This window comes from Allomuricauda sp. CP2A, from assembly GCF_001683915.1.
In the GTDB taxonomy this organism is placed as follows: Bacteria; Bacteroidota; Bacteroidia; order Flavobacteriales; family Flavobacteriaceae; genus Flagellimonas.
This window is the reverse complement of the sequence record NZ_LXTT01000070.1, coordinates 25,185-47,048: the sequence shown is the minus strand read 5'-3', so window position 1 is coordinate 47,048 and position 21,864 is coordinate 25,185. Positions and strand designations below refer to the sequence as shown.

Annotated in this window: 25 protein-coding genes; 9 read left to right on the top strand and 16 right to left on the bottom strand. The window is 42.6% G+C overall.

The features are described from left to right. From A7D14_RS08485 to A7D14_RS08460, 6 genes are all read right to left on the bottom strand, one after another. A complete protein-coding gene (locus A7D14_RS08485; protein WP_067032779.1) occupies positions 1–852 on the bottom strand; it encodes a universal stress protein in 852 nt (283 codons plus the stop codon). Then, on the bottom strand, positions 852–1,715 hold the full coding sequence (locus A7D14_RS08480; RefSeq protein ID WP_067032777.1) for a universal stress protein: 864 nt from the start codon (positions 1,713–1,715) through the stop codon (positions 852–854). Before A7D14_RS08480 ends, A7D14_RS08485 begins: the two co-directional genes overlap by 1 nt. 20 nt (positions 1,716–1,735) lie before the next feature. Next, the gene (locus A7D14_RS08475) at positions 1,736–2,581 is read right to left on the bottom strand and encodes a universal stress protein (protein WP_067032834.1); all 846 of its coding nucleotides are present in this window, start codon (positions 2,579–2,581) and stop codon (positions 1,736–1,738) included. 76 nt (positions 2,582–2,657) lie between these two features. Beyond that, entirely contained in the window at positions 2,658–3,500 is an 843-nt protein-coding gene (locus tag A7D14_RS08470) for a universal stress protein (RefSeq protein ID WP_067032775.1), read from the bottom strand. A 68-nt stretch (positions 3,501–3,568) separates the two neighbouring features. Continuing rightward, a complete protein-coding gene (locus A7D14_RS08465; protein ID WP_067032773.1) occupies positions 3,569–4,615 on the bottom strand; it encodes a response regulator in 1,047 nt (348 codons plus the stop codon). Next, positions 4,593–6,122, bottom strand: a complete 1,530-nt coding sequence (locus tag A7D14_RS08460; RefSeq protein WP_067032771.1) for a PAS domain-containing sensor histidine kinase — start codon at positions 6,120–6,122, stop codon at positions 4,593–4,595. The genes A7D14_RS08465 and A7D14_RS08460 overlap by 23 nt, the downstream gene beginning before the upstream one ends. An 86-nt stretch (positions 6,123–6,208) precedes the next feature. On the opposite strand from A7D14_RS08460, the gene A7D14_RS08455 reads away from it, so the two are divergent. After that, the gene (locus A7D14_RS08455) at positions 6,209–6,616 is read left to right on the top strand and encodes a hypothetical protein (RefSeq protein WP_067032769.1); all 408 of its coding nucleotides are present in this window, start codon (positions 6,209–6,211) and stop codon (positions 6,614–6,616) included. On the opposite strand, the gene A7D14_RS08450 is transcribed toward A7D14_RS08455, so the two are convergent. Continuing rightward, positions 6,617–7,591, bottom strand: coding sequence for a universal stress protein (locus A7D14_RS08450; protein WP_255307419.1), 975 nt, complete (start codon positions 7,589–7,591; stop codon positions 6,617–6,619). 54 nt (positions 7,592–7,645) lie between these two features. Between A7D14_RS08450 and A7D14_RS08445 the strand changes: the two genes are divergently transcribed. Beyond that, positions 7,646–8,266 (top strand): WG repeat-containing protein, encoded by a 621-nt coding sequence (locus A7D14_RS08445; protein ID WP_067032767.1) that lies wholly within the window; start codon positions 7,646–7,648, stop codon positions 8,264–8,266. Here the strand turns inward: A7D14_RS08445 and A7D14_RS08440 are convergent. Next, positions 8,263–8,613, bottom strand: a complete 351-nt coding sequence (locus A7D14_RS08440) for a carboxymuconolactone decarboxylase family protein (protein ID WP_067032765.1) — start codon at positions 8,611–8,613, stop codon at positions 8,263–8,265. The genes A7D14_RS08445 and A7D14_RS08440 overlap by 4 nt on opposite strands. A gap of 123 nt (positions 8,614–8,736) precedes the next feature. Between A7D14_RS08440 and A7D14_RS08435 the strand changes: the two genes are divergently transcribed. The 4 genes from A7D14_RS08435 to deoD all read left to right on the top strand — a co-directional run bounded on the left by A7D14_RS08435 (position 8,737) and on the right by deoD (position 10,964). Then, entirely contained in the window at positions 8,737–9,117 is a 381-nt protein-coding gene (locus A7D14_RS08435) for a hypothetical protein (RefSeq protein ID WP_067032763.1), read from the top strand. 88 nt (positions 9,118–9,205) lie between these two features. Continuing rightward, positions 9,206–9,610 (top strand): hypothetical protein, encoded by a 405-nt coding sequence (locus A7D14_RS08430; protein ID WP_067032761.1) that lies wholly within the window; start codon positions 9,206–9,208, stop codon positions 9,608–9,610. Between the two features lies 1 nt (position 9,611). Beyond that, complete coding sequence (gene deoC / locus A7D14_RS08425; protein WP_067032759.1) at positions 9,612–10,250, top strand: deoxyribose-phosphate aldolase; 639 nt, start codon at positions 9,612–9,614, stop codon at positions 10,248–10,250. Between the two features lie 9 nt (positions 10,251–10,259). Beyond that, the gene (gene deoD / locus A7D14_RS08420) at positions 10,260–10,964 is read left to right on the top strand and encodes a purine-nucleoside phosphorylase (protein ID WP_067032757.1); all 705 of its coding nucleotides are present in this window, start codon (positions 10,260–10,262) and stop codon (positions 10,962–10,964) included. A gap of 28 nt (positions 10,965–10,992) precedes the next feature. Here the strand turns inward: deoD and A7D14_RS08415 are convergent, their stop codons facing one another. Continuing rightward, positions 10,993–11,622, bottom strand: a complete 630-nt coding sequence (locus A7D14_RS08415; RefSeq protein WP_141673312.1) for a hypothetical protein — start codon at positions 11,620–11,622, stop codon at positions 10,993–10,995. 214 nt (positions 11,623–11,836) lie between these two features. On the opposite strand from A7D14_RS08415, the gene A7D14_RS08410 reads away from it, so the two are divergent. Then, positions 11,837–12,520: an FMN-binding protein gene (locus A7D14_RS08410; protein WP_067032753.1), complete on the top strand. Its 684-nt coding sequence runs from the start codon at positions 11,837–11,839 to the stop codon at positions 12,518–12,520. Between the two features lie 43 nt (positions 12,521–12,563). On the opposite strand, the gene A7D14_RS08405 is transcribed toward A7D14_RS08410, so the two are convergent. Both A7D14_RS08405 and A7D14_RS08400 read right to left on the bottom strand, forming a co-directional pair. Beyond that, the gene (locus A7D14_RS08405) at positions 12,564–14,279 is read right to left on the bottom strand and encodes an adenosylcobalamin-dependent ribonucleoside-diphosphate reductase (protein WP_067032751.1); all 1,716 of its coding nucleotides are present in this window, start codon (positions 14,277–14,279) and stop codon (positions 12,564–12,566) included. A gap of 36 nt (positions 14,280–14,315) precedes the next feature. Beyond that, positions 14,316–15,500, bottom strand: coding sequence for a hypothetical protein (locus A7D14_RS08400; RefSeq protein ID WP_141673310.1), 1,185 nt, complete (start codon positions 15,498–15,500; stop codon positions 14,316–14,318). A gap of 169 nt (positions 15,501–15,669) precedes the next feature. Between A7D14_RS08400 and hemG the strand changes: the two genes are divergently transcribed. Together hemG and upp are read left to right on the top strand one after the other, a co-directional pair. Then, complete coding sequence (hemG, locus tag A7D14_RS08395) at positions 15,670–16,197, top strand: menaquinone-dependent protoporphyrinogen IX dehydrogenase (RefSeq protein WP_067032747.1); 528 nt, start codon at positions 15,670–15,672, stop codon at positions 16,195–16,197. A 150-nt stretch (positions 16,198–16,347) separates the two neighbouring features. Continuing rightward, positions 16,348–17,001 (top strand): uracil phosphoribosyltransferase, encoded by a 654-nt coding sequence (gene upp, locus A7D14_RS08390; protein ID WP_067032745.1) that lies wholly within the window; start codon positions 16,348–16,350, stop codon positions 16,999–17,001. Between the two features lie 2 nt (positions 17,002–17,003). Here upp and A7D14_RS08385 read toward each other — a convergent pair whose 3' ends face one another. The 5 genes from A7D14_RS08385 to A7D14_RS08365 are packed head-to-tail and all read right to left on the bottom strand — an operon-like array spanning position 17,004 to position 21,831. After that, positions 17,004–18,374 carry an MBL fold metallo-hydrolase RNA specificity domain-containing protein gene (locus tag A7D14_RS08385; protein WP_067032743.1) on the bottom strand — a complete coding sequence of 457 codons (1,371 nt, stop codon included), beginning with the start codon at positions 18,372–18,374 and terminating at the stop codon, positions 17,004–17,006. Positions 18,375–18,381: 7 nt separating this feature from the next. After that, positions 18,382–19,224: an ATP cone domain-containing protein gene (locus A7D14_RS08380; protein WP_067032741.1), complete on the bottom strand. Its 843-nt coding sequence runs from the start codon at positions 19,222–19,224 to the stop codon at positions 18,382–18,384. Between the two features lie 60 nt (positions 19,225–19,284). Next, positions 19,285–20,265 (bottom strand): MlaD family protein, encoded by a 981-nt coding sequence (locus A7D14_RS08375; protein WP_067032738.1) that lies wholly within the window; start codon positions 20,263–20,265, stop codon positions 19,285–19,287. 4 nt (positions 20,266–20,269) lie between these two features. Beyond that, the gene (locus A7D14_RS08370; RefSeq protein ID WP_067032735.1) at positions 20,270–21,052 is read right to left on the bottom strand and encodes an ATP-binding cassette domain-containing protein; all 783 of its coding nucleotides are present in this window, start codon (positions 21,050–21,052) and stop codon (positions 20,270–20,272) included. After that, complete coding sequence (locus tag A7D14_RS08365; RefSeq protein ID WP_067032732.1) at positions 21,052–21,831, bottom strand: MlaE family ABC transporter permease; 780 nt, start codon at positions 21,829–21,831, stop codon at positions 21,052–21,054. Before A7D14_RS08365 ends, A7D14_RS08370 begins: the two co-directional genes overlap by 1 nt. Positions 21,832–21,864: the final 33 nt, after the last annotated feature.

Genomic DNA, 21,864 nt, shown 5'->3' with positions numbered 1-21,864 from the left:
CTATCCCTGAAAATCTGGTAGGACCATCAAAGGGATTTCGGTTCTAAAAGTTACTTTTTTTACCACAGGTTCCTGTGTCAATTTATCAAAAAAATCATGGGAATAGTTGGTCAGTACGATCATGTCGGTCCTTTCTTCTTCCGCAAATTGCCGTATGGCCTCTGCCACAGTGGTTTTTATGACCACCTTATGGAAGGAGGTTGGATGACCTGCAAACCGCTTTTTCAAGATTTCCTTGTTCGATTTTTGTGTCTCCGATAAGCCAAAGGTCTGTGCCACATGGAACACTTTGACTTTGGAATTCCACAATGTGATCAATTTCAATAGCGGTTGAAGTACATTTTTTGGAAAAAAATGGACATACTCCGTAGGAAAGACCAACGATTCCAGTTTTTGGAAATCATAAGATTCGGGAACTACCACCGTAACACAGTTCTTAATGCCTTTTAAGACGTTTACCGCATTACTGCCCATAAAGACCGATTTGGCCCCGGTTGCACCTTTGGTTCCCATGACAATGGTGTCAATGTCGTACTTTGGCACGAGGTCCCGGATGGTTTCCACCAGCCCTCCCGAAATGGACAACTTCCCAAAGCTATGCTTTGGATTCTTGTGGTTTTTCTCTAAATATTCCATAATCTCCCCAAGCTGCCCTTCCGATGCTTCAGCCAAGGATTGGTATACCACTCCGGCCCGGGTGCTGCTTTTAAACCCAGCAATGTTTTCTTTTTTGGGCTCGAAGGTGTGCAACACATAAAATTTGCATTCCATATCGGCGTAAAGTTTTACGGCCATGAAAATGGCATTCCAAGCGTTCTTGGAAAAATCGGTGGGCAAGAGTATATTTTTCATCATTTCCGGTTTTTTGATATGTCAGCCGTGTCGGGCAGCACCAAAAAGGGCACCGCACTATGGTATCCCACAGCATCTACATTTTGTTTGAGCACAAGCCGCTCCAAAAATGAATGTTTACGGTTCATCATGGCAATGAGCCCTATAGCGTTCTTTTCAATATAGGTGTGCAGGCCATTGGGCATATATTCATCTGTAATATCTTTAAAAACCGTTGGGATTCCTTCCAGTAATTGCTCCAAATGCTTTTTATTTTCCATCTGTACGCTCGTCAAATCATGTTCTTCCACAACATGTGCCACATGCAGGTCGGCTCCAAATGTTTTAACAAGATCTATCAAAGGTTTTATTTCATTTGATTTGTACTTGGACCAATATCCAGTGGGTAAAAGCACTTTTTTTATTTCCTTGAAAGCATATTTTGTAGGGACCGTCAAGACGGGCACTGTGGCTTTTCTAATGACATGAACGGTATTTGAACCAAGGAAAAACTCTTTGGCCCCGGAAGCCCCTTGGGTTCCCATGACCACCATATCTATTTTTTTATCCTCACAGACTTCCTGTACTTCATCTGTCAATGTATTGAAAGCGGACAAGGCCTTGAATTGATGGTTGGGGTTTTTGTGTTCTTTTTTGATGCGCTTCATGACATGTTCCAGCCCCTCGAGGGAAAGATCGATGCCAATGTCCGGTATGGCACTTTGTGCCGGCCCGCCAAACATATAATCTACCCTATAAAAGGATGGCGTGTAGGCATTCAACAGATAAAAAGTGCACTTTTCATTTTTAAAAAAGTTGAGCGCATAATCAATGGCATTCCAAGCGTTCTTGGAAAAATCGGTGGGCAACAATATCTTTTTCATCTTTTTATGGCATATAAGGTTTATCGATTGAGATTTTGCATGACCAAAAATGGAATTTTCACTTTAAGTCCAAGCAAATCAACAGTGGAACGGTAGAGCATATCCTCAAAAAAGGAGTGCCTGGAATTTACCATGACCAACATGCCCACTTCCCGTTTTTCTATGTATTCCATAATGGCATCGGCTTTGTTTTTTACCGATGAGGTCCCAAAGGAGAGGTAAGCCTTTGAAAGAGAATCCTGAAGAAATCGCTTGTTGTCTTCCTGTCTGGAGCTCAGTTCATCAAAATCTGTAAAATACAGGCAATGCACCTCAGATTTGAACTTCCCCGCCAAATCGCCCAAGAGTTTTAACTCCCTGCGCTTATAGGGCAACATGTAATCTGTTGGAAAAAGAATGGCCTTGGGCTGTTTGTATTCAAAGTCCTCCGGAATGGCCAACACGGGGCATTTTACATACTTAAAAACCTCTATGGTATAGCTGCCAAAGGTGGTTTTATGGTCACTGGTCTCCCCTTTTGTTCCCATAATGACCAAGTCAATGTTCATCTCATTGACAAAATCGTTGATGCCGTCCACAAGGCTATCAAAGGAAGCGATTGTCTCAAAATTGTGCAATGGGTTTGGGGGTGTCCCTATCACGGACTGTAGCAAGTTGTCCAGTTTTTTCTCCGATTCCTTTTTCTTTGCTTCTTTTTGCGCTTCCATATCTTCTACGGAAGCCGTTTTGTAGGCACCGTAAACCTCATCCATATACGTGTGCAGAACAAAAAAGCAAGCGCGCTCACATTTGTAGAGTTCCTGGGCATACTTCAATGCATGCAGTGCATTCTTTGAAAAATCTGTGGGAATGAGTATTGTTCTCATGTTGACCTCTTTTTCCAAAGATAGCAGTGCACAAATCGGTAAAAAATGATATTGGTCACTACTTCGGTGGCAACTCCTATTCGTGGATCACATAAAATGGGATTTTGGTATGAAAACTGATTTTTTCCACAATGGAGTCAAACAAGATCTGCTGAATAAAATTCAGGTTTTTGGCCACCATTATGATCATTTCAATATCCCTGCTCTCCACAAAACATTGAATGGCGGATTTTACGTTTTTATTGGTAATGGTATGAAAACTGTACCGGTTTGGAAATGTCTCTTCCAAATAATCAAACAGGTATTCCCTGTTCTTTTTTTGGTCCATATTGAGTTCGTCCCCATTTTTTATGACATTCATTACCCTAAGCTTGCCCGGGCCCAATTGCAACATTTCTGCCATGGAACTTATAATTCCGTGTGAGTAGAAAATATTGAAATCCGTAGGGAAAGCTATCTCCTTGGGTCTGGAAAAAATGACCTTTTCAGGGATTACCAACGTATTGCACTGCACTTTTGTGATGACGTCCCCAGCATTGCTCCCCACCACTTTTTCCTTAATTCCTGAAGCACCGTTGGTCCCCATTACAATTAGGTCTATTTGATGTTCCTCCAAATTCTTTTTAATGCTCTGGATGAAAAATCCATACTCGTGCAGGGCATAGAAATAATGGTTTGCCTCCGTGCTGTGCCTTTTACATTCTTCCACCAAATCCACCAACTTTTCCTTGGTGTTCCCAGTGGAGATGTCCTTGCCCGTTTTTTTTGAAGTTTTGACAGAATCCGTTTGTGTATCCAAAAGGGTGCCAACATACAGCACATAGAAGTTGCACTCCACAGAACTGAACAATATTTGGGCATACCGCAAAGCTCTCTTAGAGTTTTCTGAAAAATCGGTGGGGATCAAAATGTTTTTCATATTCCACTAAATGACGGTGCAAGTTTATCATTCCCCAAAAAAGATGGAATGATAAATATCATTTACGGCTAGTGGACTTGGCTGAGGGCCTCTTTGTCCAAGACCCTAATATTTCGGTTTTCAATGGCGATTAGGCCTTCATTCTTGAAATCGGACAAGGTTCTGATCAAGCTTTCCGTTGCAATGCCCGCTACGCCTGCCAAATCGCTTCTTGCTATTCTTAAGGGACCTTCCTTGCCCTTGTTCATTGTTTGGGAATACAGTAACAGGGTCTGGGCCGTTTTTTTTCGGACAGAACTATAGGCCATTTGCAACAATTGCTTTTTTATGTGTGCCAAATCTTCGGCCATAACATTGAGCAATTCCAAGGAAACACTTTGGTTTTCTTCAAGTATTGACTTTACATGGGTCTTGGAGATTCCCGCAAGTTCCACATCTTCAATGGCAATGGCATATTCGCGATACGGAAGATTTTCCGTCAGGGAGGTAAATCCCAAAAAATCGTCTTCAGAATACACAGAAGTGATGAGTTCCTTGCCCTCTTCATCCAAGCCACAGCACTTGGCCACTCCTTTTAAAATAAGGTACACCATGTTGGAGTGTTCCCCCATTGTATAGATGGTCTCATCTTTCTTAAAGGAAAACTGTTGCCCATGGTCATCAAAAAAATTCTTCAATTCGTTCAATGATCGTATGTCGTGTTGTTTGTCTTGCTCATTTCGCTTTGAAAAAATACTCTCAAGCTGTGTTGCTTTCTCCAAACGAGTGTGTATGGCGTTTAAAAGCTCCGCTTCTTCAAAAGGTTTGGTCAAATAGTCATCGGCGCCAAGATCCATACCCTTTCTTACGTCATTGCGCTCTGTCTTTGCCGAAACAAAAATGAAGGGGATGTGCCTGGTGGCATCAAAGGAAGAAAATTGTTCAAGCACCTCGTAACCATCGACCTCTGGCATCATAATATCGCACAGAACAATATCCGGGGTTTCCCTTTTGGCAATTTCATGGGCCATTTTGCCATTAGGGGTAGAAAATACCTGAAATCCCGATAGATCTAAGAGTTCCTCTATATTTTCCCGTAAAGAGGTATCATCCTCAACCAGTAGAATTTTTTTCATCTTCACTTTTGTTTTTAGGTATGGTCAACGTAAATGTTGAGCCTGCACCAGGTTTACTTTTAAAACTGATGTCCGCTCCAAGATTTAACATATGCTGTTTTACAATATTAAGTCCAATTCCCGTTCCTTGGCTGGTGAGCACATTGCTTGCCCTATAATAACGGTCAAAAATAAAGGGTTGGTCTTCCTCTGGGATGCCAAGCCCCTCATCTATAATGTCTATGTGGAGGCTATCATTGTTCTCCGTGACCCGAAGCTCTATGTTGGTATCCTCGTGGGAATATTTTATGGCGTTGTGCAACAAATTGGACAGGGACAATTCCATGATCTTTTCCTCAAAGGACACGGTTATGCCGTCAATATCCTTCGGATATTGGATTCGCTGGCCCTCCTTTAAAAGTGTGTTGGAATTATAGATCACTTCATTGATGATCTTGCTCAAAGGAAAAGTGCTGATATTGTATTTTACCTTGCCCGTATCCAGACGCTCTATGGACAGGAAATCGGTAAGGATGTTGTCCAAATATTTTACCTTTTCCTTAATGGTATTGATGTGTTTGTCCCGTTTTTCCTGTTGATCGGTCTTGGTATATTTTGAGAGCAAAGAGTTGGAGGTCAAAATACTGGACAAGGGCGTTTTAAATTCGTGCGAGACCAAGGACAGGAACTTTGTTTTGAGTTCATTCAACTGTTTCTCCGCTTTCAGCGCTTCCCTGAGCTGTTCGGTGCGTTCCTCTACCGTATTCTCCAAATGCTGGGTATAATTTTTCCGTTCCGTTATGTCCAACACAATGGCAAGAAATACTTGTTTTTTGCCTATTGAAGACAATTGCAAGTGCACTTCAACGGGATATGCGGAGCCGTCCTTTCTTCGGTGTATGGTCTCAAAATCAACCTTTTCCCTGGTTTTATCGACCAGTGGTGATATTAATTTTTGAAAGCTTTCTTGGGAGAGGTCGGTTTTGATGTCGAGAACGGACATCTGGTTCAACTCTTCCATGGTATACCCCAAATTAAGCTGTGCCCCTCGGTTTACATTGATGAACACAAAGGATTCCACATCAAAAATATAGATTTCGTTGAGGGATTCGTTAAAGACCTCGAACCAATGGTCTATGGTCTGCTCTGATTTTTTCCGCTCTGAAATGTCCACGATAATGGCCATTACATACCTCCTTTGCAACAGTGTAAATGGATTGAGACTGATCTCAAGGGGAAACTCTCCACCATCCTTCTGAAGGCCTACAAGGTCTAAGCCTTGCCCCATCTTTCTTCTACGTCCTTTTTGTATGAAGCCCCCTGCATCGCCCCTATGTTGGCCCCTTATATTTTTGGGAATCAAAATTTCCAAGGGCTTTCCGCCCAACTCTCCATCCAAATAACCGAACATGCGGTCGGCCACAGCATTACTGGCCACAATGTTCTGCTGATCATCAACAATGAGGATCCCCTCCGAAATAACTTCCGTTAAAATCTTTAGTACCTCATTTTTCTCTAAGAGTTTCACACACTAAATATACGTATAACTGATTTACATCATGGGGGAAAGTCCCTTCAATATATATATTTATCGAACAATAAAAAAATAGTGAAATGTTGGATTCAAAAAAGAAACTTGGGAATGAATTTTATCAGAATTTGGGAAAACTTTTCTATGCCGTTGCCATGGCCGACCACAGTATCCATGTAAAGGAAATAGACAGGTTAAAGGAAGTGGTACGCGATCATTGGTTAAATGTGGATGACATTGAGGATGAATATGGGACTGATGCCGCTTTTCAAATTGAGACTGTTTTTGATTGGCTGTTGGAATATGGAAAGGACAATGATGAAATCTATGAAGAATTTGAGGCCTTTTATACCGAATACAAAACCCTGTTCCCAGACCATGTGAAACAGCTCATCATGTCCACAGCCAGAGCCATTACCTCTGCCTTTGCCGGCAGCAACAAGTCCGAGTTGATACTGTTGGGGCGAATTGAGCTACTGTTCAGGACCTGATCAAAGTTTAAGGGTAAGCACCGGCAACTTGGCTTGGTTGGAAACATTTTCGGCCGTACTGCCTGCCAAAAAATGGGCAATCCCCTTTCTGCCATGGGTTGGGATGGCCAAAAGATCAACATTGTGCTCCAAACAAAAATTAAAGATGCCCCTTTCAACACTATAGTGGTTATAGATACGTACAGGCACCTCTTCACCCAGTTTATCGGTAAAGTTTTTAATTTTCTTTTCAATATCGGAGTATCCCATATAATTGGCACCAGAGGTGTTCACATAAAACGTTTCCAATTTGGCCGAAAACAGTTCTGCAAATGCAACAACTTTGCTGTATGCCGGAATGTTCTCCGGGTCTAGATCACAGGCAAATGCTATTCTTTTAATATTGAAATCTTCATGTGGTTGTTTGATCACCAACACGGGGACTTGCGAGGTCCGTACCACTTTTTCCGTGTTGGAGCCCACAAAAAATCTGCTAAGGCCACTGGTACCGTGAGACCCCATAACCACGAGGTCGCAATTATGCTCTTGGGCCACCTGGTTCACTTCACTGAAAATCTTGTAATTCTGGATAATGGCCTCTACGGGAACGTCTTGAAGGTGTGCCTTCTTTGTAAGGTCTTTTATTTTTTCCTTGGCCAGTTTCATGTAATACTTTGCTTCTTTCAATTCCTCTTCTTCGGATTTGGCAAGCACGGATTCTGACAATCCCAGCATGTGCAAAATAATGATTCCCGAACCATGCTTCTTGGCAATTTGCGAGGCAACCTCCAAGGCATAGCCCGAATATTCGGAAAAATCGACCGGTACCAGTATCTTCTTCATCATAGTAATATCTGCTGTTAGGAGAGTTTGGTTTTTTCCCAGAAATGAAAAAATGGAATCCAATGTGTTGACTCCGGAAGCCATGATCGTTTCTTTTAGGATTTGAAACCAAATGTAGAAGGTATGCACAACTTTTCCCATGACGTATATCATTTCAAAACAGCTTTGTGGACACGACCTTTATGAAGGAATCTAAAATTTTAAGCCATGAAAAAACTATTCACCCTATTCGCAGCTTTTATGTGTATTGGAATACATGCACAACTCCCTAATGACTTGGATTTTGTTGCCCCCTTCAATGAAGGACTTGCCGCCGTACAAAAAGGAAATGAGTGGGCCTTTATTGATGATATTGGCCATACCGTCATTAATTTTAGGGGTGACCTCTATTGGAACAAAGATAACGGTACAACCTATGATGATGTTAGATCGGTCCACTATCCCAAATTTTCCAATGGTCGATGCATTGTTCAAAAAATGGTCGATGAAATCCCCGTATTTGGATTTATCGATACAGAAGGGAAGTTGGTCATTGAACATCAATTCTTAAATGTACGCCCTTTTGAAAATGGAATGACAACAGGTATCATTTTTGAAAAGGTCCTTAGGGGCAAAAATGAGTTCAACCTTGATATTTATGAATACAAGTTCCATGAAGTATTAATGGATGTTGATGGTAACATTCTTGATTTTTTAAATAGACGTTACAACATTCAAATGACCAAGAGACGTTATAAAACACCTCCCATTTTGTCCAAAGTGCTCAATGATAAATTGGTTGCTGTAAAAAAAGACGAAAACTGGGAAATCAAGAAACTGGAACTCTAGTCAGAAAGTGCCGAGAATTGTTGAAGAGCCTCCAAAGCCTCACAACCATAGACCACTGCGGGCCCGCCTCCCATAAGAACGGCCACCCCAATGGTTTCCACAATCTCATTGGGGGTTGCGCCGGATTTCAGCGCATCATGCACATGGAAAGCAATGCATCCATCGCAGCGCACGGTAATGGCAATGCCCAAGGCAATCAGTTCCTTGGTCTTTTTGTGGAGCACTCCATCTGCGGTACCCGATATATGGAGCTTTTCAAATGCTTCCATTGTTCCGGGAATTTTACTTCCCAATTGCTCCATCAACCCGATGAGCTCGTGATATTTTTTTGGATGATCGTTTAACATGGCAACTTATTTTGGGTTATGTTTTCTTATCAAAACTATCGCTAAGCATTGTGCTGTGTAATGACACAGATCATTTACTTGACCCCACCTATTCCATTACCTTGTTGTACTAAATTATTTACGATGAAAAAGTTCATTTTTTACCCCGTTCTCTTCCTTGCCCTATTGGGATTTCAGGCCTGTGGCCCCGTAATTGTCTCACACAGATTGGCCGACCCACCCCCACCTTGGTTTTATCCGAACAGGATTGAAACGGTGCGGTATGTGTTCTTTCCAGAAATCAGTATTTATTATGACCTATCCACAAGGACCTACGTTTATTTGGATGGAGGTGTATGGGTAAGGCGAAACGTGTTGCCGCCCCGGTACCGATCCTATAATTTAAGTCGCACACGGTACGAACGAATACGGAATTACTATGATGATGATATTCAACGATATCATCAGAACAACAATACCAATAGGGGGCGTAGCAACAAAACTGTGCAACGAAGGAACAATTAGATAACCTATCCCTTGGTCAACCAATGATCGTTGTCATAAAAAACAATGGGGATTGGTGCTATTTTTAATTGAACATAAAAATTTAGCCATGCTCAATTCAGAAAAAATTGGAAATGAATTCTACCAAAACCTCGGCATGCTCTTTTACGCTGTGGCCATGGTTGACAAAAACGTTAGACCCGTAGAAGTAAAAAGGCTACGGAAATATGTTCGGCAACACTGGTTGGATGTGGATGGGTTTGAGGATGAATTCCATACAGATGCGGCCTATCAGATAGAAATTGTTTTTGATTGGTTGGAAGGCGAAGAGAAGGATGGAGATGAATATTTTGATGCATTCAAGGAATTTTACAAGGAGCATCCAGAAAAATTCACCCCAAAATTAAAGGCCCTGATCGTGGAAACCGCAGAGAGCATTGCCTATTCCTTTGCCGGAAAAAACAAGTCGGAGATGTTGATTATCTTTAAATTGAAACAGCTCTTTAAGCATTGATATGTTTTTACCGGAATTCATAGATCACACCAACCTAAAACCCACAGCACTTCCAGCGGATATTAAAAAATTGTGTGAAGAAGCCAAGACCCATAATTTTTATGCCGTTTGTGTAAATGGGTGCCATGTTTCCTTGGCGAGGGAAGCGTTAAAGGCCTCCAAAGTGAAAATTGCTGCCGTGGTCGGTTTTCCCTTGGGAGCCATGTCTACAAAATCCAAAGTCTTTGAGGCAAAGGATTGTGTGGACAATGGTGCGGATGAAATAGACATGGTCATCAACTTGGGATGGTTAAAATCCAATAGGGATGATGCTGTTCGCAATGAAATCAAGTCCATAAAACAAGCCATTGGGGACCATTTGTTGAAGGTGATCATTGAAACCTGTTTTCTTACCACGCCCGAAAAGGAAAAGGCCTGTATCTTGGCCGTTGAAGCCGGTGCCGATTTTGTAAAGACCTCCACAGGATTTGGTGATGGCGGGGCCACTTTTGAAGATGTAATCTTGATGAAAAAGGTTGTTGGCAACAAAGCACAGATTAAAGCCTCTGGAGGAATCAAGGACAAGGAGGCCGCATTAAAATATATTGATCTTGGAGTTACCCGAATTGGAACGTCATCCGGGCCATCATTGTTGAACTAAACCATATCCATGAGCATACATATTGAAGCCAAAAAAGGAGAGGTTGCGGAAACCGTGCTGATGCCGGGAGACCCCTTACGGGCCAAATGGATTGCGGAGACCTTTTTTGAAAGTCCCTTCTGCTATAACAAAATTCGCGGCATGTTGGGCTACACGGGAACCTACAAAGGGATGAAGATTTCTGTGCAGGGAAGCGGTATGGGAATGCCCTCTTCCATGATTTATTTTCATGAACTCATCAAAGATTACGGGGTAAAGAACATCATTCGGGTGGGATCGGCAGGATCCTATCAAGAAGATGTAAAACTGAACGATGTTGTCCTGGCCATGGCCGCCTCCACCACCTCGGGCATGAATAATTCAAGGTTCATCAATTCCGACTATTCACCCACAGCCGATTTTGAGTTGTTCCAAAAAGCAGTGAACTACGCACAACAGCACAACATCCCCATAAAAGCGGGCAATGTTCTTTCCTCCGATGAATTTTATGTGGATGATCCAGAAGAGTACAAACTCTGGGCCCAATATGGCATTTTATGTGTAGAAATGGAAACCGCTGGATTGTATACCATTGCGGCCAAGTATAATATCCGCGCACTTACCATTTTGACCATCTCGGATTCCTTGGTCACCGGCGAGCGTCTATCCGCCCATGAGCGGGAAACTTCCTTTACCAATATGGTGGAAATTGCCTTGGCAGCGGCCCTCCCTTAGAGAAAATTATTTGAACCGGTTCGGTTCTTCAATTCCCTATTACTTTGTCCCGTTTTAACTGCTCAACTATTCTGGCGACATAATCATCCACTGTTGAAGTGATCTGTTGGGGGTCTACAATATCAAACGAACCTACCCAGACCAAAGACCGGTCCTCTCCCCCAACCAAATTATAAATTGCGGTCTCCACATGGTACACTTTGTAGTTTGAGTAATATTCAGGGGTATAATAAATACCTTGATAGGTGTACCAATATCGACCAAAATGATATCTTCTGTACCCTACATCATAATAACTGGAACGATAATCCATCTCGCTATCCACTCCCTTGACCGCTGAAATGGCCACAGCGTCAAACCCTTCATCAACCAACTTTTGGGTCATCCCCTCAATTTCTTCCATATTTCTTTGGGCATCAGTAAACTCCTGATCAATGATCCCATCGCTTACATACGCATTGATGCCATATTGAATGAACGCCAAACGCAATTCATCCTCAAAAATCTTTCGGGCCGTCAAATTACTGGTCATTCCCACCACCAAGAGCTTTTCGGGCTTGAAGGAGATAATCTCTTTGTTTTTCCAACTATCCACAAATCGGGTGCTGGAGCAAGAAGCCAACAAACCCGCAACCATCACGACAACTATTTTTTTCATAACAACTTTTTTAAGGAAATACATTTGGGTTATACCTATATCGATACAATGTATTGTAGAGTCCCGGCATAGGAAATGACCTTCATCATTCTGGAAAAGTGGGTTGGTCTGACAAGCATCATTTTATGGCAATTCCTTCTCGTATATCTTAGTTTGAATTATGGATGTTGGAACGGTAACCATCATCAGTATTCGAATTTAAAACCCATTTGTCATGAAAATAAAACTCACCCTTTTAATTTTAGCCCTATTTTTAAGCTGTAAACAAAAAACGGACAGTTCAAAAACTGAGGAGTTGGCCCAAGAGCCCACTCCCGCTTACCAATTGCCACAAGCACTCAAAGAAATAGCGGAATTTGCCAGCATAAGCTTAACGGATTCAACCGATGTAAGCAAGGTCATGAATTTTAAAGTGGTGGATACAACAGGTATTGTGGCAAAAACAACCATGGATGAAGCCTTATCGCTTTATAAAACAGTCATGGAACCCGGTACGTCCACTGCACTGCCTATTTTTGAATTTAAAGGCACTCCAAACAGTTTGCTCATGGTGTCTGAAAAGGGGTTTGGTGGAAAAATTTGGGGAAAGGTATTGGTGGACAAAACCACTTCTGAAATAACAAAGGTAGCGTTTGACCATAAAGCGGAATCTGATGAGTACGGCGCAGATGGAATCACCTTGTCCTCCTTTGAAGACCAATTCATTGGGAGCAAAATAGATTGGACGGAAAATACTTTTGGGCTACATCAAAGTGGAAAAACACTTGTTGATGGGAACACAACAATTGATGGAATTTCCGGTGCCACCGTGACCAGTCAGGCCGTATTAAAAATGATGAATGAAGGCCTACAGAAATATAGTGGTTATCTGAATCAATCCAAACCAAGCAATCCTTGAGCAAATGTATTGGAAATTAAAACACAGATCATTATGGAATTTCTCAGCAATTGGAACTCCTGTTCAAATGGCAAGCCTGTAGTACCTGATTGGCCTTACTGCCATCTCTATAGACGGTAATGCCCTTGAGTCCGCACTCCCAAGCAGCCCTGTAAATTTCCGAGATGGTTTCCGCATTGGTGTCCTTACTTAAATTGACAGTTTTTGAAACGGCATTGTCCGTATATTTTTGAAATGCCCTTTGGTGTTGCAAATGATATGTCCAGGGAATCTCCAAACTGGTTTCAAATAATTTCCTTATCTCTTCTGGAATGTACTCCAGATGTTGGATGGTTCCAGCCCTGAGCACTTCTTCTTTCAGTTTATCGTTCCATAATCCAAACTGTTTCATTTTAATTACAAAAACAGGATTGATCTCTAACTGGGTCTGGTCCTCCAAGATTCCCACACGTTTATAGGCCAGTGCATATAGGGGTTCAATGGAATACGATGTGTTGGCAATGACCGAAATGCTTCCCGTAGGTGCAATGCTGTTGCATGTGGCATTTCTCATGGGTCTATCAGGATGGTAAATGCTTTCCTCCCAACTGGGAAACACTTCCCTTTCTTTGGCAAGATGATATGAGGTTTGATAACTTTTTGATTGTATGAACTTCATTATTTTCTCCCCAAGCGAAATGGCCTCATCTGAAGCGTAGGGTATATCCAACATGATCAGCATTTCAGCCCAGCCCATAACGCCCAAACCTATTTTCCTGTTTCTTTTTGTTTCCTTTTCCACTTGGGGGAGCAGGTAATGGTTAACAGAAATTACATTGTCCAAAAAGCGGATGGCCACCTCAATGGTCTGTTCCAACACATCCCAGTCCACCTCCCATCCTTTACTAGTGGAAATTAACATTTTGGATAGATTGAGAGACCCAAGATTACAACTCTCATATTCAAACAAGGGGACCTCCCCACAAGGGTTTGTGCTCTGAATTCCACCCCTTCTTGGAGTTGGGTTGTATGTATTGATGGTATCCAGAAAGATGAGCCCCGGATCACCAGTCTTCCATGCTTGTGATACAATAAGACGCCATAATTCTTTTGCCTTGATGGTTTTAGCTGTTTTTTTGGTTCTAGGGTTGACCAATTCCCAATTGCTATCGGACTCCACAGCTTTCATAAAATCATCCGTAATCCCAACAGAAAGATTAAAGTTTTGAAGCTTATCTCCTTTAGATTTTGCAACAACAAACTCCTCAATATCCGGATGATCCACATTCAAGATTCCCATGTTGGCCCCTCTTCGTTTTCCGCCTTGTCTCACATGTTCCGTTGCCGTATCATAAACTTTGATGAATGCCATGGGGCCGGAGGAAACTCCCCCAGATGATGTAACCCTGTCCCCATGCGGGCGAAGCTTGGAAAAATTATATCCTGTACCGCCCCCACTCTGGTGAATCATGGCGGTATCTTTCAGTGTAGTGAAGATGCTGGCCAAACTATCCTCAACGGGCAAAACAAAGCATGCGCTCAATTGTCCTTCAGGCAAGCCTGCGTTCATCAAAGTAGGCGAATTGGGCATAAAGAAGAGATTCGCCATTACCGTGTAAAACTTGTTTTCCCAACCATTATTCTGTCCACTCCCTGCACCTGCCACGTGCTTGGCCACCCGTCTGAACAATTGTTCTGGGCTTTCCAAAACCTTTCCTTGGGCATCTTTTAAAAAATACCGTGCATTGAGTAATTGTTGGGCGTTTGCGGTAAGTTTCATGTTGTTTCGGGTGACAATCCAATAATCGATATGACATTATGCCATTATCGCTTTTCCATTACCTTTCTTTCTTACAAAGAGCAACATAATTCCGCCGTAGGCAACGGCCAATACAATTACTGAGAGCAAAAGACCGAGGAAGGGCACCAATGTCAACAGTCGTAGAACCATTGCAATGGCAAGGGACAGGAACAAAATGGCCCAAAAACCCATGGAGCCCTTGTTCACCAAGTTCCAATAGTGGGAGGCTATGGATGCGGCGACCAAATGTCCAAAAAAGATGCTGAACAGGTAGAAGGACAACAAGAACAAACCTATGGGAATACCAATGATCATGGCAAAAGTGATTCCTATCAATAACGGGAGTCCCAAGATATAAATGAGCCCATAGCCAAATCCTCTCCAAAAATCCCCTTCCAGACTGTCCGCCGCTCTTTTAAAATACGTTCTAAAGGCCAAATCCAATACCAACAACACCAAGAATGCAGAAAGCACATAAAAAATCCAGAAGCCCAACGATGCAATTCCAAGGGCTTTCCAAGAAAATTCATCCCGTTCTTTCATAAGGTCTTGGTTAAAATGGGCCGAAGAACCCACCAGCGCATTGCCAAAGTCAATCTCACCAGCTTCTGTCCAGTACTCCACATCCCCATGGAACTGGGCACCATCCCCTATGGTGATAGCATCGGCCACTATCTTTGATTTTCCATGTATTTGTCCGTTAATACTGATATTTCCCCCGTAGAGTTCCATACCCTGGCCAACTTTTCCGTTAAAATCCAAATCCCCGCCATAGGCTTTCACCATACCATCCACTTCACCTTCCATGGTGATTTTTCCCGAAAAGTTCACCAGATTTCCATGTATCTTGGCATTGTCCGTGACAAATACCTCTCCACCAAAAACAATGACATCATCGGCCACTTCATTGGAAATGGTCAATTTTCCAGCCATGGCCCTCACGTCATCCCCAATGGGTCCCATCACCAACACATCACCCCCGGCGACCAAAAGGTCTTGTTGCAAACTATCACGAATCCTGATTTCACTCCCGGCCACCACAAAATCACCATTGATCTTGGATTCCATATTAATGATTTCACCAGCTGCATAAAAGTCGTCCTCCTGATTTTCGGATATGGTAATGGTTTCATCTGCCTTAAACTGCCCCCACAAAAATAGCGGGGCAAAAATTGCCAAAAAGACTAGTTGTGCTTTCATGATCTTATTTTTTACAAGAACCTTAAAGTTCCTGATAATGAGCAATTAATGAAATGACCTACATCAGTACACTGCTTTAATCATTCAATTGACGATTGTCATTTCAGTAGCCAACAGCATCTTTTACATTTACAGCCATTCAATACACTCAATCTAAAATCTTGAACCGATGAAAATCTTAATTGTTTATGCCACAAGTGAGGGGCAGACCCGAAAAATAGCCCGTTTTATGGAAGAGGTCCTTCAAACTGATAACCATAAGGTAGTGATTGCCGATGCCACCGAAGAACCACCATCTCCCGAAAATTTTGATGCTGTGCTTATAGGGAGTTCCATCCACATCCAAAAGTACCATTCCTCCATCAAGGATTATATCATGAAAAATTTGGATGAACTCAACCAAAAGCATTCTGCTTTCTTTTCTGTTTCCATGGCCATAGCTTCAAATATTGAGGAAGAACATGAGGAAGTGAAAAAAGTAGCCTTGGGGTTTATGGAAAAAACGGGTTGGAAGCCCGATGAAATCAGTCATATGGCTGGAGCGCTCAAGTATACCCAATACGACTATTTCAAAAAGCTCATTATGCGAATGATCGCTAAAAAAGAAGGGGGTTCCACGGACACTACAAAAGACCACGAATACACCGATTGGGATGCGGTACGGTCTTTTGCCCTGGATTTTGCCAACAAGGCATAATTTTATTGCAATGCTTCACCCGGGAAGATTTGGGGGATATGCTTTCTCAAATCTTCCCGCTGTTTTGTATCCATAACCTACCTATTCAATTTTCTGACTATTTTAGGGGTACAGCAAAAATCCGGTATTGACCAAAAAAACCACTGCTCCATGATAATCCATCGTTTTGATTCTGAAAACTCCTTGCTCAATACCTTTATGGCAGAAATACGGGATAAAACCATTCAAAAGGATCCCATGCGGTTCCGAAGGAACATTGAACGCATTGGTGAGATACTTGCTTATGAATTGAGCAAGACCCTGGATTATGAAACTGTTGTAATCGATACCCCTTTCGGTACAAAGAAAAGCTCACAAACCATAGATTCCCTGGTGCTTTGTTCCGTACTCCGCGCTGGATTGCCCTTGCACCATGGTATTTTAAATTATTTTGATAGAGCAGAAAATGCATTCATCTCTGCGTACAGGCACCATCCTGATGGCGGAGACGACTTTGAGGTTATTGTAAAATACTTGGCCGCACCATCCCTGCAGGGAAAAACATTGGTCTTGACCGACCCCATGTTGGCCACGGGAAAAACTTTGGAAAATGTGCTAAAGGCCCTCAGCGGTCATGGTGCACCAAAGAAAATCCATATTATTTCTGTAATAGGCTCAAAAGCAGGAGTGGCCCATGTGCAAGAAATTTTTCCGAAGGAAACGCAATTGTGGATTGCCTCAATTGATGAAGAGCTTACCAGCAAAGGGTATATTGTACCTGGCCTTGGTGATGCCGGGGACCTCTCCTACGGAGAGAAACTATGAGGTTATAACATAATTTCCACCACTTCGTGGAGTTCAGGAACATGGATTTGCCAGCCATATTTTTCTTTTATCTTGTCTTTGAAGGCCTGTAGCGCTTCATTTTCGCCGTGGATTAAAAACACTTTTTCAGGAATATTTTTAATGGAACCCATCCAATGGAGCAGTTCGCTTTGGTCTGCATGTGCGGACAGACTTTCCAGATGTTCAATCTTGGCTTTCACAGGAATGTATTTGCCAAATATTTTCAATTCTTGGGCACCTTCCAATAGCTTTCTCCCCCGGGTTTCCTCAGCTTGGTATCCTACAAGCAAAACGGTGGTGGACTTTAAATCCATAAGCTGCTTTAAATAGGTCAACACCCTACCCCCTGTGACCATTCCACTACCGGCAATCACAATCTTGGGCCGCGGGTCATCAATGGTTTCCCAGGTTTCCCTGTATGAACTCACCAAGTTCACATGGTTGCACATATTGTGGTATTCGCTCATGGAAAGCTTGTGCCACTCTGGAAAACTTCCAAATACATCCAAGACATTGTTGCCCATGGGACTGTCCACAAAAATGGGTATGTTGGGAATCTTGTTTTTGTCATACAGTTTCCAGAGCATATACATTAAGGATTGCAGTCGCTCCACGGCAAAAGAAGGGATAATCAGAGTGCCCCTGTTTTGTAAGGTTCGCTCAACAAGACTCTTAAAAATGGTTTCCAAATTTTCAACAGGATGGTCTTTATCACCGTAGGTGCTTTCCACAAAAAGATAATCTGCCCATTCCGGTTGTAGGGGCGCTTCCAACAAATCATCCTTCAATCGACCCACATCACCGGAAAAGACAAGCACTTTCCCCTGAATGTTCAGTTCTATGAACGTAGATCCGATTATGTGCCCATTATATTTGAAACATGCGCTGCAATTGGGGGCAAGTTCAATTTGCTCCCCTTCTTCAATACTCTTGAAATAGTTTAGGGTACGTTCTACGTCTTCTTGATCATAGAGCGGCAAAGCTGGGTCATGCTTACTGTAGCCCTCCTCGTTGGCCCTTTCGGCTTCTTCCTCATGAATTTTGGCACTGTCCTTCAATATAATTTCGGCAATGGCCAAAGTTGGGGCCGTACCAAGAATATCCCCCTCAAAACCCTGTTTTACCAAAAGAGGGAGGTACCCACAATGATCCAAGTGTCCATGGGTCAACAACACCATGTCAATTTTGGGAACATCAATGGGAAGGGGCTGCCAATTTTGTTGCCGAAGCTCCTTGGTCCCTTGGAATACGCCACAGTCCACCAATATATTGATATCCTCAGATTGCAGATGAAATTTAGAACCGGTTACGGTACCAGCCCCTCCTAAAAAATGGACTTTAAGTTTTTTCATAGAGCTTTTATGCTATGCACAATGATTTCATTTCTTTACTAATTTTTTCCTTTCTTCCGTTGGAAACGCCCAAATGGTCCAAATAGAACAAATCTTCTCGCAATTGCCGGCAGAGAATTACATTTCGATCCAAAAGAAACTGTTTTTCCCTATTGGTGAGCAAGGTGGAAACTGTGATTGGATAAAGTCCCAAGCGATCAATCCGATCTTTTAAGCCATCTCCCGCAGGATAATCCCAACTCAACAGATACAATCCAACACATTTTCCGTATTGCATGGCATCCTCCGTAAAGCGGGTATTGGTGGCCAACCAGCCCAATGTGCTTTCAAAATCTTTTTCCTTTTGGGCATGAAGCGGCCCTTTTACATCGTTGTACCGGGAGTTGATGTACAAAGGCACTTTAACGTTGCAATTGAGGCCTTCTTCGCCATGGAACTTGCATTCAATGATGTTCAGGGTTCCATTTTTAAAGGCCAGCACATCAATCTCATGGGAAACACAATCGCCCTGAAGCACTTCACCAACCTTGGTCCGGTACCCGGAATAATGTAAAATTCCGGCAAGAAAACGTTCAAATGGAAATCCCGTTGGACCAAGTTCATAAATGGCCTTTTTTAATTTGTATTTGGACGCATATACGGATTTTGCCTTTTTCAATAAAGCGAAAGCCCGGTTATAGATTTCCCGGGTAGTGATTTCCGGATAAAGCTCATCCATCACCTGATCCAGAATTTTATTGACCACATTATGGGTGGCCCCACTGGATTTTAGGGAGTTCCGTAATTTGTCAACAGAAAATTTGGTCTTTTCCCCGGTGGATTTAATAATATCAAATTCCTTTTCTTTCATTCGTCTAAAATAGCATCAATTGCATTATGGTTCCCTAACGGAGCAATGATTAACAATTGCCTAATCCTTTTTTTCCTTACTTGCTTCTTTTTCCAGTTTTCTAAAATACCTACGGGTCAAAAAATTATGCTTTAAGGCTTCCATATTTTCATTAAACCGTGCCGTGCCTTCCTCTATGCTCTGCATGGTCCGTTCCAATTGGTTTACCAGGACAGTGTCCGTTGCCAAGTAGTTTATGGCTCCTTTTCCCTTGGAAATGCTTGTGGAAAGACTGTCGAGAGTATGGGAAATTGAAGCCATTTTTTCGCTCGAAGTCTCCAGGTTTTCCAAAATACCTTTCATCTGTTGACCGGAAACGGAGTCGTTTAACAACACATGGGCCACGCTGTTTTTAAAATCAATGTCCGTTATAATGCCATTGAGTTTTTCAAGTGTGAGGTTTGCTTCCGTGCTTATTTTTTTTAGATTGATGGAGGTTTGCAAAAGGCTGTTTGACATCACCGTGTCATTGAGCAACCTTCCCAAGGTTCCCTTATTGTGTTTTAATTTTTCTGTTATTTCCAATAAATCTGCCGTTAACAGTGCCGCATTTTCATTGGTAACGTTCAAGGTGCCCAACATATCATCCGTCCCTATCTTACTGTACGAAACAATTTGATCCCCGGATGCAATGGGCTCCCCAACTCCATGCCCTGGTACAATGTTCACTATCATACTCCCCACCAAACCATCTGAACCAATACTGGCTATGGCATTCTTTCGGATGTGTTGCAGCATTTTCTCCTGAATGACCATGGTAACAACAATAGTGGTGTCATTGAACATTTCAATAGTGTTCACCGTGCCAATATCAATACCGGAATACCTAACATTATTGCCTTTCTGAAGACCGTTCACATTTTTAAAAACTGCATTTATGGTAAAGGTGTTGCCAAACAGATTTTGCCTATTTCCGATAAAGTAGGCTGCGAGCACCAACAAAATGGTCCCCAAAGTGACAAAAACCCCTAGTCTTATTTTTTCTGTTGTTGTTTTATCCATTTCATTATTTTTTAAAGAATGCCTGCACTTTTGGGTCACTGGAATTGGTAAGGTCCTGAAAAGTGCCCTCAGCATAATTGATGCCATCCACCAGTAATATCATGCGTTCGGAAATTACCCGGGCACAGTCCACATCGTGTGTAATGATCAATGAAGAGGTACCATATTCCTTTTGGATGTTGCGCATAAGCTCAATGATTTCCTTTGAGGTAATCGGGTCCAGTCCACTGGTGGGTTCATCATATAAAATGATTTTTGGTCGCAATATGATGGCCCGTGCCAAGGCCACCCTTCTTTTCATGCCGCCTGAAAGCTCTTCGGGCATCAAATCCATGGTATGCTCCAACCCAACACTCTTAAGGGCCTCCAGAACAAATGGTGTGGTATCCGTAACCACTCCCATTTTCTTTTGGTGCCTCCTCATGGGGAATTCCAAATTTTCTCGTACGGTCATGGAATCGTAAAGGGCGCTCCCCTGGAACAAAAAACCGATATCCGCCCGTAGAATATCCAGTGCTTCCTGATTGAGTCCACCAATATCCTGGCCCATCACAATAATTTTACCGGCATCGGGCTTTACCAAACCTACCAGACATTTTATCATCACAGATTTGCCCGAACCCGATTTGCCCATCACCACCAAATTCTCCCCTTCATACAGTTTCATGTTAAAACCATTGAGCACGTGGTTATCGCCAAAGCTTTTGTACAATCCCTCAATATGGATCACCTCTTTAAGTGCTTGCCCAGGTACAGTTTCTGTCACTATTTTCTTTTCGTTTGACATCATAGTTCATAAAAAATATCGGATATGAACACGGCTATAAAATCAATCACAAACAACAGCATTGAGGTAAAGACCACCGCCGTATTTGCGGCCATACCCACCCCAGCGGTCCCTTTTTTGCTGTAATATCCTTTGTAACACCCCACAAGACCTATAGCAAAACCAAAAAAGAACGATTTTATGGTAGCGGGGATCAAATCTCCGTAGGAAAGCGCACTGAATACGGTATTAAAGTACAGCTGAAAGGAAACATTTCCCTTAAAATTCTCCACAAGTGCCGAGCCGTAGAGTGCAACGGCATCACCCAAGATAACCAGAAGGGGCAGCATCAATGTGGTTGCCATGATCCGGGTGACCACCAAAAATTTAAAGGGGTTGGTCCCTGAGACCTCCATGGCATCAATCTGTTCCGTTACCCGCATTGACCCCAGCTCAGCTCCAATGCCCGATGCAATGCGCCCAGCACAGACCAAGGCCGTGATCACTGGACCAAGCTCCCTTACAATGGAAATGCCCACCATATTGGGCATCCACGAAACCGCCCCAAACTCAATAAGGGTGGGCCTGGATTGCAAGGTGAGCACCAAACCGATGATAAATCCCGTGACCAAGACCAAAACCAAGGAACGGTTGCCCATATTATAGCACTGCCTCAAAAATTCCTTGAACTCATAAGGTGGCCTAAAACCAACTTTAAAAAAACGTCCTGCAAAATAAGATAGCTCCCCAATTTCCATGAAGAACTTTCGAATTCGCAAAGTAGCCTGTGACGTGCGCATAATTTTACCCTTTGAAGGTAGCTATTTTCAAAA